The 21,724-nt window shown below is 70.6% G+C and carries 20 protein-coding genes and 3 tRNA genes; 13 read left to right on the top strand and 10 right to left on the bottom strand.

The annotated features are described in order from the left end of the window. Window positions 1-9 precede the first annotated feature (9 nt). The 3 genes from ftsH to tilS form a co-directional block, all read right to left on the bottom strand. Complete coding sequence (gene ftsH, locus ITJ69_RS12250) at window positions 10-1,998, bottom strand: ATP-dependent zinc metalloprotease FtsH (protein WP_194672888.1); 1,989 nt, start codon at window positions 1,996-1,998, stop codon at window positions 10-12. A gap of 135 nt (window positions 1,999-2,133) precedes the next feature. Beyond that, on the bottom strand, window positions 2,134-2,685 hold the full coding sequence (hpt, locus tag ITJ69_RS12255; RefSeq protein WP_111086933.1) for a hypoxanthine phosphoribosyltransferase: 552 nt from the start codon (window positions 2,683-2,685) through the stop codon (window positions 2,134-2,136). A gap of 9 nt (window positions 2,686-2,694) precedes the next feature. Beyond that, a complete protein-coding gene (tilS, locus tag ITJ69_RS12260; protein ID WP_194672889.1) occupies window positions 2,695-3,714 on the bottom strand; it encodes a tRNA lysidine(34) synthetase TilS in 1,020 nt (339 codons plus the stop codon). 64 nt (window positions 3,715-3,778) lie between these two features. Here tilS and ITJ69_RS12265 point away from each other — a divergent pair, with 64 nt between their 5' ends. Beyond that, window positions 3,779-4,270: an inorganic diphosphatase gene (locus ITJ69_RS12265; protein WP_123294540.1), complete on the top strand. Its 492-nt coding sequence runs from the start codon at window positions 3,779-3,781 to the stop codon at window positions 4,268-4,270. Window positions 4,271-4,469: 199 nt separating this feature from the next. Here the strand turns inward: ITJ69_RS12265 and ITJ69_RS12270 are convergent, their stop codons facing one another. Both ITJ69_RS12270 and ITJ69_RS12275 read right to left on the bottom strand, forming a co-directional pair. After that, the gene (locus tag ITJ69_RS12270) at window positions 4,470-5,924 is read right to left on the bottom strand and encodes an NlpC/P60 family protein (RefSeq protein ID WP_194672890.1); all 1,455 of its coding nucleotides are present in this window, start codon (window positions 5,922-5,924) and stop codon (window positions 4,470-4,472) included. Between the two features lie 33 nt (window positions 5,925-5,957). Beyond that, the gene (locus tag ITJ69_RS12275) at window positions 5,958-7,235 is read right to left on the bottom strand and encodes a M23 family metallopeptidase (protein ID WP_194672891.1); all 1,278 of its coding nucleotides are present in this window, start codon (window positions 7,233-7,235) and stop codon (window positions 5,958-5,960) included. 258 nt (window positions 7,236-7,493) lie between these two features. Between ITJ69_RS12275 and ITJ69_RS12280 the strand changes: the two genes are divergently transcribed. From ITJ69_RS12280 to ITJ69_RS12290, 3 genes are all read left to right on the top strand, one after another. Continuing rightward, window positions 7,494-7,566: transfer RNA gene (locus ITJ69_RS12280), tRNA-Glu, on the top strand. Window positions 7,567-7,619: 53 nt separating this feature from the next. Beyond that, window positions 7,620-7,696: transfer RNA gene (locus ITJ69_RS12285), tRNA-Asp, on the top strand. Window position 7,697: 1 nt separating this feature from the next. Beyond that, a tRNA-Phe gene (locus ITJ69_RS12290) sits at window positions 7,698-7,770 on the top strand. A gap of 68 nt (window positions 7,771-7,838) precedes the next feature. Here ITJ69_RS12290 and ITJ69_RS12295 read toward each other — a convergent pair. Beyond that, complete coding sequence (locus tag ITJ69_RS12295) at window positions 7,839-8,849, bottom strand: aldo/keto reductase family protein (RefSeq protein ID WP_194672892.1); 1,011 nt, start codon at window positions 8,847-8,849, stop codon at window positions 7,839-7,841. A 378-nt stretch (window positions 8,850-9,227) separates the two neighbouring features. On the opposite strand from ITJ69_RS12295, the gene ITJ69_RS12300 reads away from it, so the two are divergent. Further along, window positions 9,228-10,220, top strand: a complete 993-nt coding sequence (locus tag ITJ69_RS12300) for an NAD-dependent epimerase/dehydratase family protein (RefSeq protein WP_194672893.1) — start codon at window positions 9,228-9,230, stop codon at window positions 10,218-10,220. 105 nt (window positions 10,221-10,325) lie between these two features. Here the strand turns inward: ITJ69_RS12300 and rocD are convergent, their stop codons facing one another. Beyond that, window positions 10,326-11,555, bottom strand: coding sequence for an ornithine--oxo-acid transaminase (gene rocD, locus ITJ69_RS12305; RefSeq protein ID WP_194672894.1), 1,230 nt, complete (start codon window positions 11,553-11,555; stop codon window positions 10,326-10,328). Next, the gene (ddaH, locus tag ITJ69_RS12310) at window positions 11,555-12,457 is read right to left on the bottom strand and encodes a dimethylargininase (RefSeq protein WP_194672895.1); all 903 of its coding nucleotides are present in this window, start codon (window positions 12,455-12,457) and stop codon (window positions 11,555-11,557) included. The genes rocD and ddaH overlap by 1 nt, the downstream gene beginning before the upstream one ends. 246 nt (window positions 12,458-12,703) lie before the next feature. Here ddaH and ITJ69_RS12315 point away from each other — a divergent pair, with 246 nt between their 5' ends. Genes ITJ69_RS12315 through ITJ69_RS12330 form a run of 4 tightly spaced genes read left to right on the top strand, consistent with a single transcriptional unit; the run spans window position 12,704 to window position 15,152 of the window. After that, window positions 12,704-13,141 carry an Lrp/AsnC family transcriptional regulator gene (locus ITJ69_RS12315; protein ID WP_111083794.1) on the top strand — a complete coding sequence of 146 codons (438 nt, stop codon included), beginning with the start codon at window positions 12,704-12,706 and terminating at the stop codon, window positions 13,139-13,141. A gap of 10 nt (window positions 13,142-13,151) precedes the next feature. Beyond that, entirely contained in the window at window positions 13,152-13,526 is a 375-nt protein-coding gene (locus ITJ69_RS12320) for a hypothetical protein (protein WP_194672896.1), read from the top strand. 22 nt (window positions 13,527-13,548) lie between these two features. Then, window positions 13,549-14,382, top strand: a complete 834-nt coding sequence (locus tag ITJ69_RS12325; RefSeq protein ID WP_194672897.1) for a nitroreductase family protein — start codon at window positions 13,549-13,551, stop codon at window positions 14,380-14,382. Beyond that, window positions 14,379-15,152, top strand: a complete 774-nt coding sequence (locus tag ITJ69_RS12330) for a YqjF family protein (RefSeq protein ID WP_207895503.1) — start codon at window positions 14,379-14,381, stop codon at window positions 15,150-15,152. The genes ITJ69_RS12325 and ITJ69_RS12330 overlap by 4 nt, the downstream gene beginning before the upstream one ends. On the opposite strand, the gene ITJ69_RS12335 is transcribed toward ITJ69_RS12330, so the two are convergent. Then, on the bottom strand, window positions 15,124-15,861 hold the full coding sequence (locus ITJ69_RS12335; RefSeq protein WP_194672898.1) for a hypothetical protein: 738 nt from the start codon (window positions 15,859-15,861) through the stop codon (window positions 15,124-15,126). The genes ITJ69_RS12330 and ITJ69_RS12335 overlap by 29 nt on opposite strands. A 91-nt stretch (window positions 15,862-15,952) precedes the next feature. On the opposite strand from ITJ69_RS12335, the gene ITJ69_RS12340 reads away from it, so the two are divergent. The 4 genes from ITJ69_RS12340 to ITJ69_RS12355 are packed head-to-tail and all read left to right on the top strand — an operon-like array spanning window position 15,953 to window position 18,070. Beyond that, window positions 15,953-16,948 carry an SDR family oxidoreductase gene (locus ITJ69_RS12340; protein WP_194672899.1) on the top strand — a complete coding sequence of 332 codons (996 nt, stop codon included), beginning with the start codon at window positions 15,953-15,955 and terminating at the stop codon, window positions 16,946-16,948. Beyond that, window positions 16,945-17,286, top strand: a complete 342-nt coding sequence (locus tag ITJ69_RS12345; RefSeq protein WP_194672900.1) for a hypothetical protein — start codon at window positions 16,945-16,947, stop codon at window positions 17,284-17,286. Before ITJ69_RS12340 ends, ITJ69_RS12345 begins: the two co-directional genes overlap by 4 nt. A gap of 33 nt (window positions 17,287-17,319) precedes the next feature. Then, a complete protein-coding gene (locus ITJ69_RS12350; RefSeq protein WP_194672901.1) occupies window positions 17,320-17,862 on the top strand; it encodes a dihydrofolate reductase family protein in 543 nt (180 codons plus the stop codon). A 10-nt stretch (window positions 17,863-17,872) separates the two neighbouring features. Then, window positions 17,873-18,070 (top strand): hypothetical protein, encoded by a 198-nt coding sequence (locus ITJ69_RS12355; RefSeq protein ID WP_123339214.1) that lies wholly within the window; start codon window positions 17,873-17,875, stop codon window positions 18,068-18,070. A gap of 15 nt (window positions 18,071-18,085) precedes the next feature. On the opposite strand, the gene ITJ69_RS12360 is transcribed toward ITJ69_RS12355, so the two are convergent. Further along, window positions 18,086-21,658: a proline dehydrogenase family protein gene (locus ITJ69_RS12360; protein WP_194672902.1), complete on the bottom strand. Its 3,573-nt coding sequence runs from the start codon at window positions 21,656-21,658 to the stop codon at window positions 18,086-18,088. Window positions 21,659-21,724 lie beyond the last annotated feature (66 nt).

The following is a 21,724-nucleotide window of genomic DNA, read 5'->3' on the forward strand; positions in this document are numbered from 1 at the left end:
GCCGGCCCCCTACGCCGGGGCGATACCCGGGTTGCCGAAGGGGCGACGACGGGGCTTCGAGGTCGACTCGCTGTCCGACTGGTCCGCTGCGGTGGCGGCGGCCTGCCCGGGCACGTCGATCGCGGGCAGGTTGCTCACCGGACGCTTGTCGCTGGAGAGCCACTGCGGGCGCTCCGGCAGCTTGCGGACGTCCTTGAAGATCTCCACGAGCTCCGGGGCGTCGAGCGTCTCCTTCTCGAGGAGCTCACCGGCCAGGCGGTCGAGGATGTCGCGGTTGTCGTTGAGCACCTGGTAGGCCTCGTTGTGCGCGGCCTCGAGCAGCGCACGGGTCTCGGCGTCGACGGTCTGCGCGATGTTCTCCGAGTAGTCGCGCCCGGTCCCACCGCTCATGTCACGGCCGACGAACGGCTCGCTCGACCCGGAACCGAGCTTGACGGATCCGACGGCCTGGCTCATGCCGTACTCGGTGACCATCTTGCGGGCGGTACCGGTGGCCTTCTCGATGTCGTTCGAGGCGCCGGTGGTGGGGTCCTGGAACACGATCTCCTCGGCGACGCGTCCACCCATGGCGTAGGTGAGCTGGTCGAGCAGCTCGTTGCGGGTGACCGAGTACTTGTCCTCGAGCGGGAGCACCATCGTGTACCCGAGGGCACGGCCTCGCGGCAGGATCGTGATCTTGGTGACCGGGTCGGTGTGCCGCATCGCCGCTGCCGCCAGGGCGTGGCCGCCCTCGTGGTACGCGGTGATCAGGCGTTCCTGGTCGGACATGATCCGGGTCCGACGCTGCGGGCCCGCCATCACGCGGTCGACGGCCTCGTCCAGCGCGCGGTTGTCGATGAGCTGCGCGTTCGACCGGGCGGTGAGCAGCGCGGCCTCGTTCAGGACGTTCGCCAGGTCGGCGCCGGTGAAGCCCGGCGTCTTGCGGGCGAGCAGCTCCAGGTCGACGCTCGCGGCGAGCGGCTTGCCCTTCGCGTGCACCTCGAGGATCTGCTTGCGGCCGGCCATGCCCGGGGCGTCGACACCGATCTGACGGTCGAAGCGGCCCGGACGCAGGAGCGCGGGGTCGAGCACGTCGGGACGGTTCGTCGCGGCGATGAGGATGACGTTCGTCTTGCCGTCGAAGCCGTCCATCTCGACGAGCAGCTGGTTGAGCGTCTGCTCGCGCTCGTCGTTGCCGCCGCCGATGCCGGCACCGCGGTGCCGACCCACGGCGTCGATCTCGTCGATGAAGACGATGGCCGGCGAGTTCGCCTTGGCCTGCTCGAAGAGGTCACGGACACGGCTCGCACCGACACCGACGAACATCTCGACGAAGTCCGAACCGGAGATCGAGTAGAACGGCACGCCTGCCTCGCCGGCGACGGCGCGGGCGAGCAGGGTCTTGCCGGTTCCGGGAGGGCCGTACAGCAGCACGCCCTTCGGGATCTTGGCGCCGACGGCCTGGAACTTCGCCGGCTCCTTCAGGAACTCCTTGATCTCGTGGAGTTCCTCGATCGCCTCGTCGGAGCCCGCGACGTCGGCGAACGACACCTGCGGGTTCTCCTTGTTGTTGATCTTGGCCTTCGACTTGCCGAACTGCATGACCTTCGAGCCGCCGCCCTGGGCGCTCGAGAGCAGGAACCAGAACAGGGCACCGATGATCAGGAAGGGGAGCAGGACGCCGAGGAGCGACAGGAACCAGTTGCCCGTGTTCACGTGGTCGTCGTAGCCCTTGGGCAGGTCGGCGTCGTTGACGGCCTGGATGACCTCTTCGCCACGGGGCGTGGAGTAGTAGAACTGCTCCTGCTTGTCGCCGTCGCGGGTGATCATGTCGACCCGCTGCTCGGTGGAGTTGACGATGACGGACGAGATCTTGCCGTCGGCGAGCTGCTCGAGGCCCTTCTGGGTGCTGACCTCGGTCGTGCTGCCCTGGCTGATGACGCTCCAGCCGATGAAGATGCCCGCCAGCGCGATCAGCACGTAGAGGTACGGGCCGCGGAAGATGCGCTTGAAGTTCATGTGATCCGGGCGCGAGTGCCCGACACCTTTCTCTGCCGAAGTTGCGTGCAGGTCAGCATACGGCCGCGATTCTGTGGCGAGAATGGGTGTCCTCTGCGGGCGAACTCAACCCGAAGCGCGTACCCCCTGGACGGGTTACGAGTACACGTGCGGCGCCAGGACACCGACACCGCGCAGGTTCCGGTAGCGCTCGTCGTAGTCGAGGCCGTAGCCGACCACGAACTCGTCGGGGATGTCGAAGCCCACGTACTTGACGTCGACCTCGACCTTGGCGGCCTCGGGCTTGCGCAGCAGGGCGACGATCTCGACGCTCGCGGCACCGCGGGACTGCAGGTTCTGCTTGAGCCAGGACAGCGTCAGACCGGAGTCGATGATGTCCTCGACGATGAGGACGTCGCGGCCGTGCAGGTCGGTGTCGAGGTCCTTGAGGATCCGCACCACACCGGACGACTTCGTGCCGGAGCCGTACGACGACACCGCCATCCAGTCCATCCGCGCCTGCATCTTGAGGTGCCGCGAGAAGTCGGCCATCACCATGACGGCACCCTTCAGGACACCGACGAGCAGGGGGTCGCGGCCCGCGTAGTCGGCGTCGACGACCGCCGCGAGTTCGGCGAGCTTGTCGTCGATCTGCTCGGGGGTGAAGAGGACTTCGGACAGGTCTGCCTGGACGTCGGAGAGTTCCACCGGTCCAGCCTAACCGGCACTGAACGACAGGCGGTCACCGGATCGCGACGCCCGGACGCCCGGCAGGTCGATCGGCCCCTGTCCGCTCCAGTCCGTGACGAGCCGGCAGACCTCGAGCGTCTGCACGCGCGACAGCGTCACGCCGAACTCGCTCTCCACCGCCAGGCGCACGAGTCGCTGCCGGAGCGCCGGCGGGTTCGCCCCGAGCGCCCGGACGGACAGGGAGATGCCGGCCTCGGAGTGCTCGGCGATGTCCTCCGCCATCTCCTCGGCGAAGTGGTCGAGTGCCGCCGAGTCCTCGCGCAGCTGGTCGGCCGTCCGCGCCAGCGCCTCGGGCACCCCGGCACCGAGTTCGCGCTCGAGCACCGGCATGAGGGTGTTCCGCACGCGGACACGGGCGTAGGCGGGGTCGTCGTTCTGCGGGTCGTGCCACGGCGCCAGCCCGGCGGCGGCGCACGCCTGCCGCGTCGCGTGCCGACGCACGGAGAGCAGCGGGCGGCCGTAGGCCGGCCCCTGGTCGCGCCGTGCGAGCGGCAGCATGCCCGACAGGCTGTCCGGCCCGCTGCCGCGCAGCAGGCCCAGCAGCACCGTCTCGGCCTGGTCGTCCAGAGTGTGTCCCAACAGCACGAGAGGCGACCCGGTGGCGGACGCGACCTCGGCGATCGACGCGTGGCGGGCCTCCCGGGCGGCGCCCTCCGGACCACCGTCGGAGCCGACCGCGACCCTGCGGACCTCGACCGGGTCCAGACCCAGTTCGGATGCCTGCCGGGAGGCGCGGCTCGCGACCGCCTCGGAGCCCGCCTGGAGCGCGTGGTCGACGACCACTGCCCCGGCTCGGAGCCCCTGCTTGCCCGCCTCGAACGCGGTGGCCGCGGCGAGCGCGAGCGAGTCCGGTCCGCCGCTCAGCGCGACCAGCACGAGGTCACCCGCGGTGACGACGCCGTCGTCGAGCGCGGTGGCGAGCAGGTCGCGGACCGCCAGGCGGGTCTCGGCGACGGCAGGGTCCAGCCGGGGACGCGGAGAGTTCACCCGGTAACGTTAGCCGCGCTCTCGGGACCACCGACAGCCCCACCGACACACCAGGAGTACAGACATGGCCGCGTACGACGTCGTCGTCGAGATCCCCAAGGGCAGCCGCAACAAGTACGAGGTGGACCACGAGACCGGTCGTGTCTACCTCGACCGCGTGCTGTTCACGTCGTTCGTCTACCCGACCGACTACGGCTTCTTCGAGAAGACCCTGGCCGACGACGGCGACCCCGTGGACGCGCTGCTGCTCCTCGAGTTCCCGACGTTCCCCGGCGTGGGCGTCAAGGTCCGTCCGGTCGGCGTCTTCAAGATGAGCGACGAGGCCGGCAAGGACGAGAAGGTCCTCGTGGTCCCCGCGAAGGACCCGCGCTGGACGCACATCCAGGACATCTCGGACGTCGACGAGCAGACGAAGGCCGAGATCGCGCACTTCTTCGAGCGCTACAAGGACCTCGAGCCGAACAAGTGGGTCAAGGCCGAGGGCTGGGGCGACGCCGCCGAGGCCGAGGCGATCGTGCAGGCCGGCCAGAAGGCCTACGTGCCCGCTGGTCACTGACGCTTCTTGACGCCGAACGGCGCCTGCTCTCCATCGGAGGGCGGGCGCCGTTCTGTGTCCGGGGTTGCTTTGCCGGGCGGGGTCGGGAGGGGTCGGGGGCGTACCTGGTGGAAACGGGCGTACCTGGTGCTCTGATCCGGGCAGGTATGCCCGATCCCGCTTGCTACCGCAGCCGTTCTGGGAAAGACCGGGCTGCGAGCTACAGGGAGCCGCTCGGGCGGGCGACGTAGGGCAGGAGCTGGCTGGGGGTCCAGACCGCGCGCTCGACCACGCCGACGCCCGGTCGAGCCGCTTCGACCATCATCCCGTTGCCGGTGTAGATCGAGTCGTGGTAACCGCCGGAAGCGGTTCCGTTCGACGAGTAGAAGAGGATGTCGCCGGGCTGGCGCTGCGAGAGCGGCACGAGGCGGCCGATCGAGCCGAAGTAGTTGTACTGCCAGACGACGTTGTGCCCACCGGTCGCGATGCCCTGCGAGCTGTACGCCATCATCACGAGGCCGGAGCAGTCCCAGGTGCTCGGGCCGGCACCGCCGAGGACGTAGGGCTTGCCGAGCTGCCCGCGGGCGTACGAGATCGCACCGGCGGCCTTCGAGGGGCTGCTCGGGGCGGGTGCCGGAGTGCTGGGCGCGGGGGTGCTCGGCTTCGACGGCGTCGGCGTGCTGGGCTTGGCGGGAGCCGGGGCGGGCGCGGGAGCGGGCGCCGCCGGCGTGCTCGGCTTCGACGGGGCGCTCGGGCGCGACGGGGTGGTCGTGCCACTGCCGCTACCGCCGCCGGTGCTCGGGTTGGTGGTCGAGGTGTTGCCGTTGCTGGTGCCGCCGCTGGTGCCGTTGTCGGTGCTGGTGCCGCTGCCGCTGCCGCTGGCCGTGCCGGTGCTCGTCTGGGCCGCCAGGGCGGTCTCGGCCGCCTTGGCCTGCTGCGCACTCCAGTACGCACTCTCCGTCGCGACGCTCGTGCCCTTGAGGTACGCGAGCTGACGGAGGACCTCGTCCTGCTGGTCCTGCTGCTTCTGCACCCGGGCCTGGGCGTCGGCGGAGACGTCGTTGGCGGTGGCGAAGGCGGTCTTCGTCGCCTCGGTCGCCTTGCTCAGTGCCGTCGTGGCCACGGACTGCTGGTCGGCGAGCGAGTCCACGGTCTTCTGGTCGGAGCGGGCCTGGGCCAGGATCGTCGCCGACCGCTCGGACAGGTGCGACATCGTGCCGACGCGGTAGAGCAGGTCGCCGGAGTCGGAGGCGTCCGTGAGCATCGTCGTCGACAGGTCGCCGCCGCCCGAGCGGGACAGCTCGACGACGAGCGCGGCCACCTGGCCCGCGGAGTCGTCCGCCTTGCCCTTGGCCCGCTTCGACTGCGCGGACAGGTCGGCGAGGGTGTCCTTCGCCTCCTGCTGCTGCGAGGCGGCGAGGGCGTACGCCTGCCCGGCCTGCTGCTCGACGATGCCGGCGCGGTCCGCGGCGGCCTGCAGCGAGGTCAGCCGGTCGCTCAGCTCGTCCACCGTCTGCTGCGCGTCGGCGGCATCCGACTTCGCGGCCTTGACGTCGTCCCAGGACGGTGCCGACGGCGCGGCCTGGGCGGGTCCGGCGATGACGACCGACAGTCCGATGCCGAGCACGGCGACGGTGGCGATCCCGCAGGAGAACGAGCGAGCGGACAGGGTCATGGCGGGGTCAACGCATCCCGGCTGCGCTGATGCTCATACCGAGATCCCCCGCGCTGCCATGAAGGGGACCGGGTCGACGGCAGCACCGTTGATCCGGGTCTCGAAGTGGAGGTGGCACCCGGTCGACCAGCCGGTCGAACCGATCTTGGCGATCTGCTGCCCGGCGGTGACGTGCTGGCCGCTGGCGACCATGATCCCGCCGTCGACGATGTGGCCGTAGGCCGTCGAGATGCCGCCGCCGTTGTCGAGGATGACCTCGTTGCCGTAGCCGCCGCCGTTGCCCGCGAAGGTCACGGTGCCGTCGTGGGCCGCGTAGATCGGGGCGTAGCAGGCGGGAGCGAGGTCGACCCCGGCGTGCAGTGCCGTGTAGTGCGTGTACGGGTCGACGCGGATGCCGTAGCCGCTGGTCTGGAAGCCGCCGGCCGGACGGACCCACCCGGCAGAGTTGGCCGTCCCGCCGCCGGTACCGCCCTGGCTCGTCGCCGCGGCCTTCGCGGCTGCCTTGGCGGCAGCAGCGGCGATGCGGGCCTGTCGGGCCTTCTCGGCGGCGACGCCCTTGCGGTAGTCGGCCTCGACACCGCGCTGCTTCGTGGTGAGGGCGGTCAGCTGGGCCTCGAGCCGCGACTCGTTCTCGTTCTGGGCGTCGACGGCGGTCTGCGCCGCGTCGGCAGCACCCTGCGCCTGCTGCATCTTCGACTGGGCCGCGTCGGCGAGGTCACCCAGCGCAGCCTTGGCCTTGTCCGCCTTGTCCGCCTGCGCCTGCGCGGTGCCCCGGTCCTGCGAGGCCTGCGAGTAGATGCCGTCGGCCTGCTCACTGAGCTTCGACATGGCGCCGAGCTCGTAGAGCAGGTCACCGGAGTCCGAGGGGTGCGTGAGGATGTCGGTCGTCACGTCGTTGGCGCTGGCCCGACCGAGCTGCGCGGCGAGCTGACCGGCCTGCTCCTCGGACTGTGCGGCGGTCTGCTCGGCGTCGTCCGCCTGGGACTGGAGCGTCTTCTGCTCGAGGGTCGCCTCGTCGTACTTGTTCTGTGCCGCCTGGTAGGCCTCGCCGGCAGCCTGTGCGGCCTTCTGCTTCGCAGCGGCCTCGGACTTCAGGGTCGAGATGAGCGACTTGATCTCGGTGACCTTCGCCTGCTGGGCACTCGTCGAGGACTTGGCCTTCTGCACCTCGGACCAGCTCGGGTAACTCGCGGCACTGGCCGACGTCGCCGGGGCGAGGACCGCGAGGGTGCTTCCGGCGAGCGCGACGGCGACCGCGGCGGCGACGAGGCGGCTGCGGTTGCGGAGGGAGAGCGAAGGTGAGGTCGACATGTATCTCGATTTCGTAACAGCGCGGCAAGGCTCACGCACGTAACACTGTTAACAGACGCAACAGTAACAACAGGTGTCGCAGCCCCACAGCCCCTCGGACGAGGGGCGTGGAGCCGGTGACGATGCTCGCACCGCAACCTCGACACCCGGTGCCGGGCGGGCGCGACACGCCGGGGATTCCGCGGGAACGCGGCCCGATTTGCGAACCCCCGGGGGCATCCGTATGCTTGTCCATCGGTAGCGCGAAGCACCACTTGCGGCCCTATCGTTTAGTGGCCTAGGACACCGCCCTTTCACGGCGGCAGCACGGGTTCGAATCCCGTTGGGGTCACTCTCCGAGTGAGCGAGCAAGTAGTACTGAGCAACACCACAGCAATTCAACATGGCCCTGTAGCGCAGCTGGTTAGCGTGCCGCCCTGTCACGGCGGAGGTCGCGGGTTCAAGTCCCGTCAGGGTCGCCACGGCTGGATAGCTCAGTTGGTAGAGCGTTCGACTGAAAATCGAAAGGTCCACGGATCGATGCCGTGTCCAGCCACCGGTGAAGGCCCCCTGCTTCGGCAGGGGGCCTTTTCCGTTGTCTGAGCCGTCTGGCCCGGGTCGGTGCTAGGCCTCGCGGGTCTTCGGGCTGCTGTCGTTGGTCTTCGCCGGGTCACGCTCGACCACGGCACCGAGGGCATCGTCGATCCGGCTGAGCAGCTCCGCCGGGATCGTGACACCGGCAGCGCCGGCGTTGTCGTGCACCTGCTCCGGACGCGACGCCCCGATGATGGCGCTCGCGACGTTCTCGTTCTGCAGTACCCAGGCGACGGCGAGCTGTGCCATCGACAGGTCGAGCTCCTTCGCGATCGGCTCGAGCTCCTGCACCGAGGACAGCACCTCGTCGCGCATGAACCGCTTGATCATGTCCGCGCCGCCCTTGTCGTCGGTGGCGCGTGAGCCCTCGGGCAGTGGCTGACCGGGCTTGTACTTGCCGGTCAGGACACCCTGGGCGATCGGGGACCAGACGATCTGCGAGATGCCGAGCTCCTTCGAGGTCGGCACGACCTCTTCTTCGATGACCCGCCACAGCGCCGAGTACTGCGGCTGGTTCGAGATGAGCTGGAACCCGAGGTCCTCGGCCAGCGCGGCGCCGGCACGGAGCTGCTCCGCGGTCCACTCGCTCACGCCGACGTACAGGACCTTGCCCTGGCGCACGATGTCGGCGAAGGCCTGCATCGTCTCCTCGAGCGGCGTCTCGTGGTCGAAGCGGTGCGCCTGGTACAGGTCGACGTAGTCGGTCTGCAGGCGGCCGAGCGAACCGTCGATCGACTCGAGGATGTGCTTGCGGGACAGCCCGGTGTCGTTGTGCCCCTTCGGTCCGGTCGGCCCGAACACCTTCGTGGCGATCTCGAGCGACTGGCGACGCTCCCCCTTGAGGGCTTCGCCGAGGACGGTCTCCGCGCCGGTGTTGGCGTAGACGTCGGCGGTGTCGAACGTCGAGATGCCCACCTCGAGGGCGGCCTTGACGCAGGCGATGGCCGCGTCGTTCTCGACCTGGGATGCGTGGGTGAGCCAGTTGCCGTAGGTGATCTCGGAGACCTTGAGGCCCGAGTTGCCGAGGTAGCGGTACTCCATGTGCGTGTCACTCCTGTCGTGGCCGCGTCGGTGCGGCTCGACCCGTGACGGTAGTCCGCGGGTCGATGCCGGGACACAGCGGCGTTCACAAAGTTCACGCTTCGGACCCACGGGATTTAGCCGTGCCCGCGCGATGACCGAGGTTTCTCGGAATCGATGCACATGCAGGGTATGACCGACCAATGGCTGTACGCAGCAGACGACCTTTTTCGACTCATCCCTCCGACGATCCATCTCATCGGGTTGAGTACTCGCGCGCTCAAGGGCCGTGCGACCCAGGAAACCCAACCGCATCCGCGACGTGGCCAAGCCGCCGAGGTGCAGGATCGGAGGGAAGTGGCGGCACGGAGCGGTGCCGCGGAGAGCGAGGGAGCATCCATGACCGGAGCGAGCGTGTTGTTCATCGGCGGGAGCGGCGTGATCAGCGCCTCCTGTGTGCGGGAGGCAACCGAACAGGGCCACGACGTCACGGTCCTGAACCGGGGGACCACCGGTGGCAGGCCGATCCCGGAGGGTGTGATGCGCCTCCAGGCCGATGTGTCGGACCGCAGCACCCTGGCGGACGCACTCGGCGATCGCCACTTCGACGTGGTCGTGAACTGGGTCGCCTTCACGGCAGACCAGGTGCAGGCCGACATCGACTTCTTCGCGGGACGGACGCGGCAGTACGTCTTCATCAGCTCGGCGTCGGCCTACCAGACGCCGGCGACGCACCTGCCGATCACGGAGTCGACGCCGCTGAAGAACCCGTACTGGCAGTACTCGCGCGACAAGATCGCGTGCGAGGAACTGCTGATGGAGGCGTACCGGGAGCAGGACTTCCCGGTGACGATCGTGCGGCCGTCGCACACCTACGACGAGACGAAGCTGCCGCTCACCGGTGGCTGGACTGCGGTGGCGCGGATGCGCGCCGGCAAGCCGATCATCATCACCGGTGACGGCACGTCGTTGTGGACCTTGACGCACAGCCGTGACTTCGCGGTCGGGTTCACCGGGCTGCTCGACAACGCGTCGGCGATCGGTGAGGCCTTCACGATCACGAGCGACGAGGCGCCGACGTGGAACGCCATCGCGCACGAGATCGCGGCGGCGGCGGGGGTGTCCGACCTGCAGATCGTGCACGTGCCGGCGGACGCCATCAACGCCGTGGACCCGGAGTGGGGTGCGGCGCTGCTCGGCGACAAGGCGAACAGCTCGGTGTTCGACAACAGCAAGGTCCGGTCGCTCGTGCCGTGGTACCGGCCGCGGACGCCCTACCGGCAGGGTGTGCGCGAGGTCATCGCCTGGTTCGAGGCCAACCCCGACGCGCAGGTCGTCGACGAGCGCCTCGACGGTCTGATGGACGAGTTGGCGGCGCGCTGGGCGGTGTGAGCCGCACTTGGCGAGCAGAAATGGTCGGGCGCCGTGTGGCGACCCGACCATTTCTGCTCACGAAGCGAGCGCGTGGCGCCGAGCGCGCGGCGCCGAGCGCGCGGCTCAGGCGCGCGCGGCCAGGACCGACGCGAGCGTGCCGATCGCCGTGCGCAGCTCGTCGTCGGTGACCACGAGCGGCGGGGCGAAGCGGATCGTCGAACCGTGGGTGTCCTTCACGAGCAGCCCGCGGTCGGCGAGGTCCTTCGAGATCTCCTTGCCGGTGCCGAGCGCGGGGTCGATGTCGATCCCTGCCCAGAGTCCGGCGACGCGGTGCGACACGACCCCCTTGTCGAGCAGGTCGTCGAGCAGTCCGCGCAGCAGCGGTTCGCCGTCGAGGGCGCGCTGCTGGAACGTGCCCTCGCCGAGCATCGCCACGACCTCGGCGCCGACGGCCGCAGCGAGCGGGTTGCCGCCGAACGTCGAACCGTGCTCGCCGGGACGCAGGACCCCCAGGACATTGCGCGAGCCCACCACTGCCGACACCGGCACGATGCCGCCGCCGAGTGCCTTGCCGAGCGTGATGAGGTCCGGGCGGACCCCGACGCGCTGCACGGCGAGCGTGTGGCCGGTGCGTCCGAGGCCGGACTGGATCTCGTCGGCGATGAACAGCGCACCGAACTCGTCGCAGACCTCCCGAACTTCCGGGAGGTACGACGCCGGCGGGATGACCACGCCACCCTCGCCCTGGATGGGTTCAAGCAGCACGGCGACGACGGTCTCGTCCATCGCTGCGCGCAGGGCAGCGGCATCGCCGTACGGCACGGTGCGGAAGCCGGGCGTGAACGGCCCGAAGTCGTCGTGGGCCGAGGGGTCGTCGGAGAACGAGATGATCGTGGTGGTGCGGCCGTGGAAGTTCCCGGACGCGACGATGATCGTCGCGCGGTCCGCGGGGACCCCCTTGACGCGGTAGCCCCAGGCGCGGGACACCTTGATCGCGGACTCGACGGCCTCGGCACCGGTGTTCATCGGCAGGACCATCTCGGTCTCCGTCAACGCCGCCAGTGCCGTGGCGAACGGCCCGAGCTGGTCGTTCACGAACGCGCGACTCGTGAGCGTCACCCGATCGAGCTGCGCCCGGGCCGCGTCCAGCAGCCGCGGGTTGCCGTGGCCGAAGTTCACCGCGGAGTACGCGGCGAGGCCGTCCAGGTACTGCTTGCCGTCGACGTCGGTGACGGTCGCTCCGGCACCCGACGCAATGACGACGGGCAGCGGGCTGTAGTTGTGCGCGAGGGCGCGGTCCTCGACGGCGAGCGCCGCCGCGGTGTTGACCCCGAGCGACGCTGCCGCCGACATCAGCTGACCCCGAGCGAACGCGCGACCGAGGTGCCGGTGCCGACCGGGTGCAGGTCGAGCGTGCAGCACTTCACGCCGCCACCGCCGAGCAACAGCTCGGACAGGTCGACGCCGATCGGGTTGTACCCCTTCTCCCTGAGCTGTTCGGCGAACCGCACAGCCCGGGCGGCGATCACGATGTTGTACCCGTCGGAGTACGAGTTCAAGCCGAGGATCGCGGCGTCCTCCTCCGTCGCGATGATCGCGTCGGGGAAGCGCTCGCGCAGGATCGCCAGCGACGGTTCGTCGAAGGCGCTCTCCAGGTACGCGATGTTCGACCGGCCGGAAGCGTCGGGCTCCGGGTCGAGCACGGCGATGGCGGTGTCGAGGTGGTAGAAGCTCGGGTTGATGAGCTTCAGGGTGACGACCTCACGGCCGTAGATCGTCGCGAGCTCGTCGTGCGAGGTGCTGTCCGACCGGAAGCCGGTGCCGGCGAAGATCGTGTTGCCGATGAGCAGGAAGTCACCCTCGCCCTCGTTGGTCTGCTCGGGCTCGGCGACGGTCAGTCCGGCCTGACGGAACCAGTCCATGTACGCGGGGCCCTCGGGCTGGCGCTCCGGGTACTGGAACTTCGCGCCGTACGCGATGCCGTCGAGGACGAACCCGCCGTTGGCCGCGTAGACCATGTCCGGCAGGCCGTCGATGGGGTCGATGTACGAGATGTCGAAGCCGAGCTGCTCGTACACGTCGACGAGCGTCTGCCACTGGGCGACGGCCTTCGACGTGTCGGTCGGCTCCTCCGGGTGCATCCACGGGTTGATCCGGTAGCTCACCGTGTAGAAGTCCGGCTTGCACATCAGGATCGTCCGCTTGGTGGCGGTACGGGCCGGTGCATCGGTGGTCGAGGGTGCGGTGTTCGACATCAGTCCTCCTGAGAAGGGACCGGGGCCCGAGCCTGCCAGGAACCGAAACGGAACGAAGGAGAGGTGCTCCGGCGAGATGCAGGCTCACTCGCCGTAGCGGACCAGGTCGACGCCACGTCGATCCTGACACAGACCGTCCGGCAAGTGCAGCACCGGGAGCGAAGCGCCGTGGCACCCGTTCGGGTGACGCACGTTTCGTGCGTCCGACCCGCCGACCTCGCAAGAAGTCCGCGTACGATGGGTGCAATGGATTCGCTCGACCACCGCATCCTGGATCAACTCCGGGACAACGCCCGCGCCGGCTACGGCGACATCGGGTCGGTGGTCGGACTCTCGGCATCGGCCGTCAAGCGCCGCGTCGACCGACTCGTCGGCGATGGTGTCATCCAGGGCTTCACGATCAAGGTCGACCCCGCCGTCGAGGACCGCGGCACCGAGGCCTGGGTCGAGCTGTACTGCCGCGGCACCGTCTCCCCCGACGAGCTCCGTGCGCTGCTCGACACCGTGCCCGAGGTCATCGACGCCGGCACGGTCACGGGGAGCGCCGACGCCGTCGTGCACATGCGCTCGAAGGACCTGTCCGCGCTCGAGGAGGCGCTCGACAAGGTCCGCCTCGCACCGCAGGTGGACCACACGCGGTCCGCGATCGTGCTCTCCAAGCTGGTCAGTCGCGACACCGCGTAACGTCCCACGCATGGGACGGAAGGCGGTCTGGAGGCGCGGCTCGGCACCCACGGGATCGCGCCCGGCCCGGCAGCTGGTCACCGCTGCGGGCCTCGCCTACGTCGCGAACTGCCTCTGGGGCACGGCCGTCGCCGTCCGGTTGATCCGGACGAAGAAGCTCCGCGTCGTGCACCACGGCCTGTTCGTCGTGACGGCGACGCTCACCGGGGCCGCCGCGACGACGCCCTTGTGGACCCGGGACCGTTCGGCGCTGTTCCTGCTGCCCGCAGTCGTCCCGCTCGCGCTCGCGCCCCGCACGAACCCGCGCTCCGGAGCACACTGGAAGATCGCGGTGGCCGCTGCGCCGTCCTACCTGGGGGCGCTGTTGGTGCGGCGTCGACCGTGACGACGAGACACGAGGGGAAGCAGTGGAGCTCTTCGAGGCCATCCGACGCCGCCGGACCACGAACGGGGCGTTCCTGCCCGACCCGGTGTCCGAGGAGCACCAACGGCTGCTCATGGAGCTCGCCGGCCGGGCCCCGTCCCAGCTGAACAGCCAACCGTGGCGGTTCGTGCTGGTCGAGGAGCGCGACACGATCGACCGGGTCGCCGCGATCAGCGGCAGCTCGATGACCCGCACCATGGCCGAGGGGACGTTCTTCGAGCGGTACAAGCCGTACTTCCGGTTCTCGAAGGCCGAGATGGACGAGCGGCGCGACGGCATGCTGTTCGACAAGCTGCCCGGGCCGCTCCGGCCGTTCACGAAGCAGGTGTTCACGAAGCGCGGGCAGCTGCTCATGAACACCCTCCGCGTGCCGCAGAGCCTGGGTGAGGAGAACCGGAAGCTCGTCGCCGGGTCGCCGCTGCTGCTCGGCGTGATGCTCGACCGCCACGAGTACCGGGAGCAGGAGCTGTCCGGCTTCTACTCGGTGTTCAGCATGGGCGCGGCGATGGAGAACATCTGGCTCGCGACGACCGAGCTCGGGCTGGGGATCCAGTTCGTGTCCTTCCCGATGGAGACGCCAGGCGCCTGGGCGGAGATCGAGGGGCTGCTCCGGGTGCCCGAGTCGCTCGAGCTCATGGCCGTCTACCGGATCGGGTACCTACCGCCCGAACGGCGCCGCCCCGCGATCGACTGGACGTCGAGCGAGCGGAAGCGGCCATCGCAGTACGTGTTCCGCGGCACCTGCGACACCCCGCAGCAGGGGTGGGACGACGTGCCCGTCGCGGGCCACATCGAACCGGAGGCGACCACATCGTGACCGACACCCGACCCACCCAGAGTGCCCCGGGCCTCCCGGGAACCGCCCCCGGCCTGCCGGGCCGCCCCTGGATCTCGCAGGACTGGCTCGACGTCGTCTTCGTGCACTGGCGCGTCGACGTGTCGGCGGTGGCCCCGCTGCTGCCAGCCGGAACGCGACCCGACACGATGGCGCTCGACGGGACGGACGACGGGGTGACCACCTGGGTGGGCCTCATCGGGTTCCGGTTCGAGGACACCCGGTTCCCGCCCCTCGGGGCGCTGGGGCGGACCGGCTCGATCGGCGACTTCGTCGAGGTGAACGTCCGCGTCTACACGGTCGACGAGCAGGGCCAGCACGGTGTCGTGTTCCTGTCGCTCGACGCCGGCAAGCTGCTGCCGACCCTCGGCGCACGCGTGGCCACCGGACTGCCCTACTGGTGGGCGGACGCCGAGTCGCGGAGCGGCGACGGCCGCGTCGGGTACGCGATGCGGCGGCACGGGACGCACCTGCGGTCGATGCTCGACGTCCGCGTGGGCGAGGTACTGGACGAGCCAGGGCTGCTCGAGACGTTCCTGACCGCGCGGTGGGGCATGCACGTGCACCGGGCCGGGCGGACCCGGTTCTGGCCGAACGAGCACGACGCGTGGCCGTTGCACCGGGCCTCGGTGGTGTCGTTGCGGGACGACCTGGTCGGCGCTGCGGGGCTGCCGTTCGGGTTGACGGAGCTCGAGCCGGACTCGGTGCTCTACTCGGCGGGGGTCACGACGCGGTTCGGTCGGGGGCGCTGAGCGGGTCGTCGGCCGGCGGCTCCGGTCCCGGTCGCTGTTCTGGTCCCGGTTCCGGTTCGCCGGCGTCCGCCGCCGCTCCGTTCTGGTCGGGGTCGGCCGTCCCCGAGGCGGCTCGCCACTGCAGGACCGCAGTGACGACAGCGACCGGGACGATGACGATGCTCCACCCGATCCACCGCGATGAGTGTGCTTCGTCGACGCTCGGGACCGTCAACGCCACGACCGCGTACACAGCCGACACGACCGCGACGGCAGCCGACGCCGCCGAACGCCCCCACAGCTCGAACCGCGTCGGCTCGTCCCGCCGCACCGTGTACAGGCCCGTCGCGGCAGCCAGGTAGCCGATCAGGAGCGTCTGCGCGCCCACCGCGAGGGCGAACACCGCCAACGCGACTCCGGCGGCGCTCCAGACGACGACACGCGTGCGGTGCAAGCGCCAAGCCGTCGTGCAACTCGGGTACCAGTACGCCCGTCGTCCGGCGAACGCGAGCACGACCGCGCCGACCAGCCCGACGACACCGACGAGGACCGCGACGGGCAGGGCGGGACGCTGCAGCCAGATGCCGATCGCCACGACCGCCAGCGCCCCGACTGCCTGGGCCATCGGAGGACCCCACCACTGCTCGGGGAGGATCGGCGCCCGGCGGATCCAGCGCGGCTGCGGCTCCGCGTCCGGCGCGGGTTCCACCGGGTCGTCTCGCGTGTCCACGCGACCATCATGCTCGCCACCGTCCGCAGGCACGGGCCGTCGGGGGACACCGGCTGAGTGGTGCATGGTCGGCCGCAGGTACAAGTGAGCCATGACTCGAGTGGCAGTGGTGACCGGTGGATCCGCAGGACTGGGGCGTGCGACCGTCCGGGAGCTCGCCGCGCGGGGGTGGGACGTCGCCGTCCTCGCCCGTGGACGGGACGGCGTCGACGCCGCGGTCGCCGAGGTCGAGGCCGCGGGGCGTCGCGGGCTGGCCCTGGTCGCCGACGTGTCCGACCGCGAGGCCGTCGAGGCCGCGGCCGACCGCGTCGAGCAGGAACTCGGGCCAATCGACCTGTGGGTGAACGGCGTGATGGTCGGGGTGTTCGGAAAGTTCCTGGACACCGCGCCCGAGGACTTCGAGCGAGCGCTGCACGTCACCTACCTCGGCTTCGTCAACGGGACCCGTGCCGCGCTCTCCGGGATGGTGCCCCGCGGCCAGGGGCACGTCGTCCAGGTCGGTTCAGCACTCGGCTTCCGGGGCATCCCGCTGCAGGCCGCGTACTGCGGCGCGAAGCACGCGATCGTCGGGTTCACCGAGTCCGTCGTCTCCGAGCTGCTCGAACAGGGCAGCAAGGTGAAGGTGTCGCGGGTCGACATGCCCGCCCTGAACACGATCCAGTTCGGGTGGGTGAAGTCGAAGCTGCCGCACCACCCGCAACCGGTCGCCCCGATCTTCCAGCCCGAGGTCGGCGCCCGCGCGATCGCTGCCGTGGCCGAGCGGCCGCGCCGTCGCACCTGGGTCGGCGAGTCGACCGTCTACACGATCCTCGGCAACCGGATCAGCGGGCGTTTCGCCGACTGGTACGCCGCCAAGACGCTCGTCTCCGGGCAGCAGGCGCCCGACAAGGACGGGCAAGAGCTGCAGGAAAACCTGTACGAGCCGGTGCCGGGCGACCACGGCGCGCACGGTGTGTTCGACGAGTCCGCACACGCCTGGTCGCCGCAGACCTGGTGGGTGGAACACCGACGGATCGGCAACGGCATCATCGGGGCGGCACTCGGCGCAGTCGGGGCCGTCGCACTCGTCGCCGGGCGACGACGATGAGCCGCCGCGGATCGTCAGCTCGGGGTGCAGCCGTCGTCGAGCTGTGCCGGGCCGGACTCGGCCTGTGGCACCTGGGCCGAGCGGCTCGTGGTCGCGACCAGGCCGTGCTGCACGGCGTGCTCGGCGTCCGGCAGCTCGTGCAGGCCGCCCTCGTCGCACGCACGGGCACCGGGAACGCACACACGCTGAGCGCCGCCGTCGACGCGGTGCACGGCGTGACGATGGTGCCGCTCGCCCTCGACCCACGACGCCGCGGGTTCGCCCTGCAGCAGGTGTGGATCGCCACGGTGCTCACCGTCGCCGAGGTCGCCGTCGTCGGTCGGGGCAGCCGGCGCTGACGTCTGTCGGGGGTGCTCGGTAGCGTCCGGGGCATGGGTACCACCTACTCCGTCGCGTCCTCGCTGGACGGCTTCGTCGCTGCATCGGACGACGACCTCGACTGGCTGCTGCAGTTCGGCTTCGAGCCGTTCCAGGAGCACCACGACCGGTTCTTCGCGGGCATCGGCGCGATCGTCATGGGCTCGACCACGTACGAGTGGCTGCTCGAGCACGACGACACGTGGGCGTACCCGGACCTGGCGACGTGGGTGTTCACCACGCGTGACCTGCCGGTGCCGGACGGCGCCGACGTGCACTTCGTGTCGGGCGAGGTCGCGGACCACCAGGCCGACCTCGAACGGGCCGCCGGCGAGCGCGACGTCTGGGTCGTCGGCGGCGGACTGCTCGCGGCGCAGTACCAGCAAGCAGGGCTGCTCGACGAGCTCCGCGTCACCGTGATGCCGGTGGCGCTCGGCGCCGGTGCGCCGCTGCTACCGGTCGCGGCACCGACCCCGGTGTTCGAGCTGGTCGGGACGACGCCGTTCACCGGCGGTGCCGTCGAGCTGCACTACCGGTCCGCAGCCACCCCGGCGTAGCGTCCGAGCCATGAGCGACAACGAGCAGACCGAGCCCGTCATGGACGGCGCCAACGAGGCCACGAACCACGAGAAGCTGCACGGCCTGATCGAACAGGTCGACCACGACCACCACGGCGAGGGCGCCGGAGCGATGGCCGACCACCTGCGTGACCGGATGGACGAGACCGGCGTCGAGGACGAAGAAGCAGGCGACACCGAGGACTGACCCGAGCCGGGGACGTCAGACGCGCAGGTCAGCGAAGTCCGCGTCGACGTCCCCGAACCGGTGCGCGGTGATCGAGACCGACTGTTCACGGATGAACGGGAGCATCTCGATCAACCCGGCCTCGACCACCGGCGCGTCGTGGATCGCGACGTCGATGCTCGCCCCGAGGGCTTCCTCGAGCGCCAGGGCATCGCCACCGATGAGCCGGATCCGTGCCCCGGGGCCGCCGAACGCCGTGTGCACGGGTCGGTCCTGCCCCTGCGCGAGCATGTCCCCGAGTGCGTCGACGGGTTCGTCGTCCTCACCGCTCGTCCAGTTCGCCTGGAACACGGCGCCGGACGACGCGCGGGCGTGGAAGTCCTGGTCGGACTCGACCAGGTGGTCGACGACGTCCAGCGGCGACCGACTCGAGGCCAGCAGCTGGCTGAGTGGACCGGGCAACGGGCGGGCGGTGCTGAGCAGGACGTGGGCGCGTGCAGCCGTGGCAGCGACGAGCGCGCGGACCAGGTCACCCGCCGAGGCGTCCTCGGCCTGCCGCACGATGACGGACTGCGGTCGGTGGCGCAGCACGTTCCGCTGCACCACGAGCCCCGACAGGTCGTGCGACCCGCCGTACAGCTCCTCGCGTGCACGGACGTCGCTCAGCGCACCGGCCCGCACCTGGTCGAACTCCTCGAACGACAAGCCGCTGCGTGCGGCCTCGATCACCGAGGTCACGCGTGGCGGGAGACCATGCAGCTGGATGCTCTTGTGCACCGTGCGCGGGACCGGTTCCCACCGGCCGAGCGTCGCGACGTACATCGGTCCGCCCGCCTTCGTGCCGGTGCCCACCGACGACCGCTTCCAGCCGCCGAACGGCTGCCGGCCGACGACCGCACCGGTGATGCCGCGGTTCACGTACAGGTTGCCGGCGCGCACGCTGGCGAGCCAGTCCGCCACCTCGTCGGCGTCGAGCGAGTGGATCCCCGCCGTCAGGCCGTAGTCCGTGCCGTTCTGGATCGCGATCGCTTGCTCGAGCGTCTCGGCGCGCATGATGCCGAGCACCGGGCCGAAGTACTCGGTCTGGTGGAAGTCGCTGCCCGGGCGGACGCCGTCGCGGATGCCGGGTGACCAGAGCCGCCCGGAGTCGTCGAGGGCCGTCGGCTGCACGAGCCAGGACTCCCCCGGCCCGAGCTCGGTGAGCCCTTGCCGCAGCTTGCCCTCGGGCTCGGCGATGACCGGGCCGACCTGGGCGGTGGGGTCGTCGGGCCAGGCGACCCGGAGCGTGCGCGTGGCGTCGACGAGCTGCCGACGGAAGCGTTCGCTCTCGCCGACCGTGCCGACCAGGACGACCAGGGACGCCGCCGAGCACTTCTGGCCGGCGTGGCCGAAGGCGGACTGCACGATGTCCTGCACCGCGAGGTCGATGTCGGCGCTCGGCGTGACGACGATCGCGTTCTTGCCGCTCGTCTCGGCGCTCAGTGGCAGACCCGCGCGCCACCAGCGGAAGGATCGCGCGGTGTCGGCCGAGCCGGTCAGGATGATGCGGTCGACGGCGGGGTGCCCGACCAGGTCGCGGCCGAGTTCGTCCTCGGCCAGGTCGACGAGCTGCAGCAACGAGTGCGGCACACCGGCGTCCCAGAGCACGTCGGCCAGCAGCGCACCACTGCGCTTCGCCTCGGGCGCGGGCTTGAGCACGACTCCGCTGCCCGCGGCGAGCGCCGCCAGGACACCGCCGGCGGGGATCGCGACGGGGAAGTTCCACGGCGGCACGACGACGGTCAGGCGTGGCGGGACGTAGCGGGCACCCTCGACGTCGCCGAGGCGGCGGGCGCGCTCGGCGTAGTAGTGGGCGGCGTCGACGGCTTCGGTGACCTCGGTGTCGGCCTCGGAGAACGTCTTCCCGGTCTCCGCCGCCATCACCTCGATCAGGTCGGCGCGGCGGGTCTCGAGCTCGTGCCCGATCAGGTCGAGGAGCTCAGCACGGTCGGAGGGGTCCTGCCGCCCCCAGTTGACGCCGGCCTGCGCGGTGCGCGCCATGATCCGTTCGAGCTTGGAGCGGTCGGCCACCTTGGCCCCGCGGATCGTCTGCGCGCCGAGCTGCGAGCGCGGTACCCGGCGCAGGACGTCGAGCGCCCACGAACGGTTGGCGGGGACGGCGGGGTCGGTGTCCGGGGCGTTCCGGAAGGCGTCGCGCAGGACCGGCTCGCCGAGCGCCCGGTGGCGGTCCTGGGTGCGGTGTGTCGCCTGCACCGGCTCGTCGAGGGCCGCGACCGACGCCAGGTACCGGCCGTGTTCGCGGTCGAACACACTGGCGTCGTGGTCGATGTCGGACGCCGCGGCGATGAAGTTCTCGGGGCTCGAGCTCTCCTGCAGGCGGCGGGCGAGGTACGCGATCGCGGAGTCGAACTCGTCCGGCTGGACGACGGGCGTGTAGAGCAGGATCTGGCCGACGTCGGCGCGGACGGCGTCGGCGTGCGTGGACGCCATGCCGAGCAGCATCTCGACGTCGACCGCGTCGGTCACCCCGCGGCGCTGGGCGAGCACCCACGCGGTCGCCAGGTCGAACAGGTTGTGGCCGGCGACCCCGATGCGCACGGCGTCGGTGCGCTCCGGGGTCAGCGCGGCGTCGAGCAGCCGCAGGTAGGCGGAGTCGGTCTCGCGCTTGCTGCCCCAGGTCGCGAGCGGCCAGTCGTGCACGATCGCGTCGACGTGCTCCATCGCCAGGTTCGCGCCCTTGACGAGCCGCACCTTGATCGGAGCGCCACCCCGGGCCCGGCGTTCCTGCGCCCAGGTCGTCAGGGACTCGAGCGCCCCGGCGGCATCGGGCAGGTAGGCCTGCAGCACGATGCCGGCCTGCAGCCCCGCGAACTCGTCACGGTCGAGCAGGGTCCGGAACACCGCGAGGGTGACGTCGAGGTCGCGGTACTCCTCCATGTCCAGGTTGATGAACTTCGCCTGACCGCCGGAGGCCAGCGGAGCCGCCGCCAGCCGGTACAACGGCACGAGCCGGTCGACGACCCGCTCGACCGTCTGGTCGAACGCCCACATCGACATCTGCGGCACGACCGAGCTGACCTTGATCGACACGTAGTCGACGTCGTCGCGGGCGAGCAGGTCCATCGTCCCCTGCAGCCGACGGTCGCTCTCAGCGCTGCCGAGCACGGCTTCGCCGAGCAGGTTCACGTTGAGCCGGGTGCCCGGCCCACCGACCTTGGCGAGCGCCGGACCGAGCTTCGCCGTGCTCGCGTCGATCACCAGGTGGCCGGTCATCCGGCGCAGGATCCGCCGTGCGGTGGGGATGACCGCCCACGGCGCCATCGTCGCGAACCCGCCGCCGAGGGTCACCGCACCGCGCAGGTACCAGGCGAGGAAGTCGGGGACGTCGCGGCTGACCTGCTCGAGGTTGCGGGCCGCGACCCGGGGGTCTTCGGGGCGGATGACCTTGTCGACGAAGCTGCGCGTGAAGTCGAGGCCACGCTCGTCGCGCAGGGCCTCGGCGAGACGGGCGGCACCGGCGTCCGGCTTCGCCCCGGCGGACGCCGCCAGCCACTTGCGGACCAGCGCAACGGCGTCGTCGGTGCAGTCCTGGAGGCGGGCGCTCGGCATGCTCCGATCGTATGCCGCACCTCCGACCTCACCTTGGAGCGCGCCGCACGTCGGCTCGGAACCGTC

This window comes from Curtobacterium sp. VKM Ac-2887 (assembly GCF_015350935.1).
Taxonomy (GTDB): Bacteria; Actinomycetota; Actinomycetes; order Actinomycetales; family Microbacteriaceae; genus Curtobacterium.

Excerpts from the sequence above, each read along its gene's own strand:
- ftsH (WP_194672888.1), bottom strand. The coding sequence starts at position 1,998 with ATGAACTTCAAGCGCATCTTCCGCGGCCCGTACCTCTACGTGCTGATC.
- ITJ69_RS12265 (WP_123294540.1), top strand. The coding sequence starts at position 3,779 with ATGGCCGCGTACGACGTCGTCGTCGAGATCCCCAAGGGCAGCCGCAAC.
- ITJ69_RS12270 (WP_194672890.1), bottom strand. The coding sequence starts at position 5,924 with ATGACCCTGTCCGCTCGCTCGTTCTCCTGCGGGATCGCCACCGTCGCC.
- ITJ69_RS12275 (WP_194672891.1), bottom strand. The coding sequence starts at position 7,235 with ATGTCGACCTCACCTTCGCTCTCCCTCCGCAACCGCAGCCGCCTCGTC.
- ITJ69_RS12295 (WP_194672892.1), bottom strand. The coding sequence starts at position 8,849 with ATGGAGTACCGCTACCTCGGCAACTCGGGCCTCAAGGTCTCCGAGATC.
- ITJ69_RS12300 (WP_194672893.1), top strand. The coding sequence starts at position 9,228 with ATGACCGGAGCGAGCGTGTTGTTCATCGGCGGGAGCGGCGTGATCAGC.
- rocD (WP_194672894.1), bottom strand. The coding sequence starts at position 11,555 with ATGTCGGCGGCAGCGTCGCTCGGGGTCAACACCGCGGCGGCGCTCGCC.
- ddaH (WP_194672895.1), bottom strand. The coding sequence starts at position 12,457 with ATGTCGAACACCGCACCCTCGACCACCGATGCACCGGCCCGTACCGCC.
- ITJ69_RS12315 (WP_111083794.1), top strand. The coding sequence starts at position 12,704 with ATGGATTCGCTCGACCACCGCATCCTGGATCAACTCCGGGACAACGCC.
- ITJ69_RS12320 (WP_194672896.1), top strand. The coding sequence starts at position 13,152 with ATGGGACGGAAGGCGGTCTGGAGGCGCGGCTCGGCACCCACGGGATCG.
- ITJ69_RS12340 (WP_194672899.1), top strand. The coding sequence starts at position 15,953 with ATGACTCGAGTGGCAGTGGTGACCGGTGGATCCGCAGGACTGGGGCGT.
- ITJ69_RS12345 (WP_194672900.1), top strand. The coding sequence starts at position 16,945 with ATGAGCCGCCGCGGATCGTCAGCTCGGGGTGCAGCCGTCGTCGAGCTG.
- ITJ69_RS12350 (WP_194672901.1), top strand. The coding sequence starts at position 17,320 with ATGGGTACCACCTACTCCGTCGCGTCCTCGCTGGACGGCTTCGTCGCT.
- ITJ69_RS12355 (WP_123339214.1), top strand. The coding sequence starts at position 17,873 with ATGAGCGACAACGAGCAGACCGAGCCCGTCATGGACGGCGCCAACGAG.
- ITJ69_RS12360 (WP_194672902.1), bottom strand. The coding sequence starts at position 21,658 with ATGCCGAGCGCCCGCCTCCAGGACTGCACCGACGACGCCGTTGCGCTG.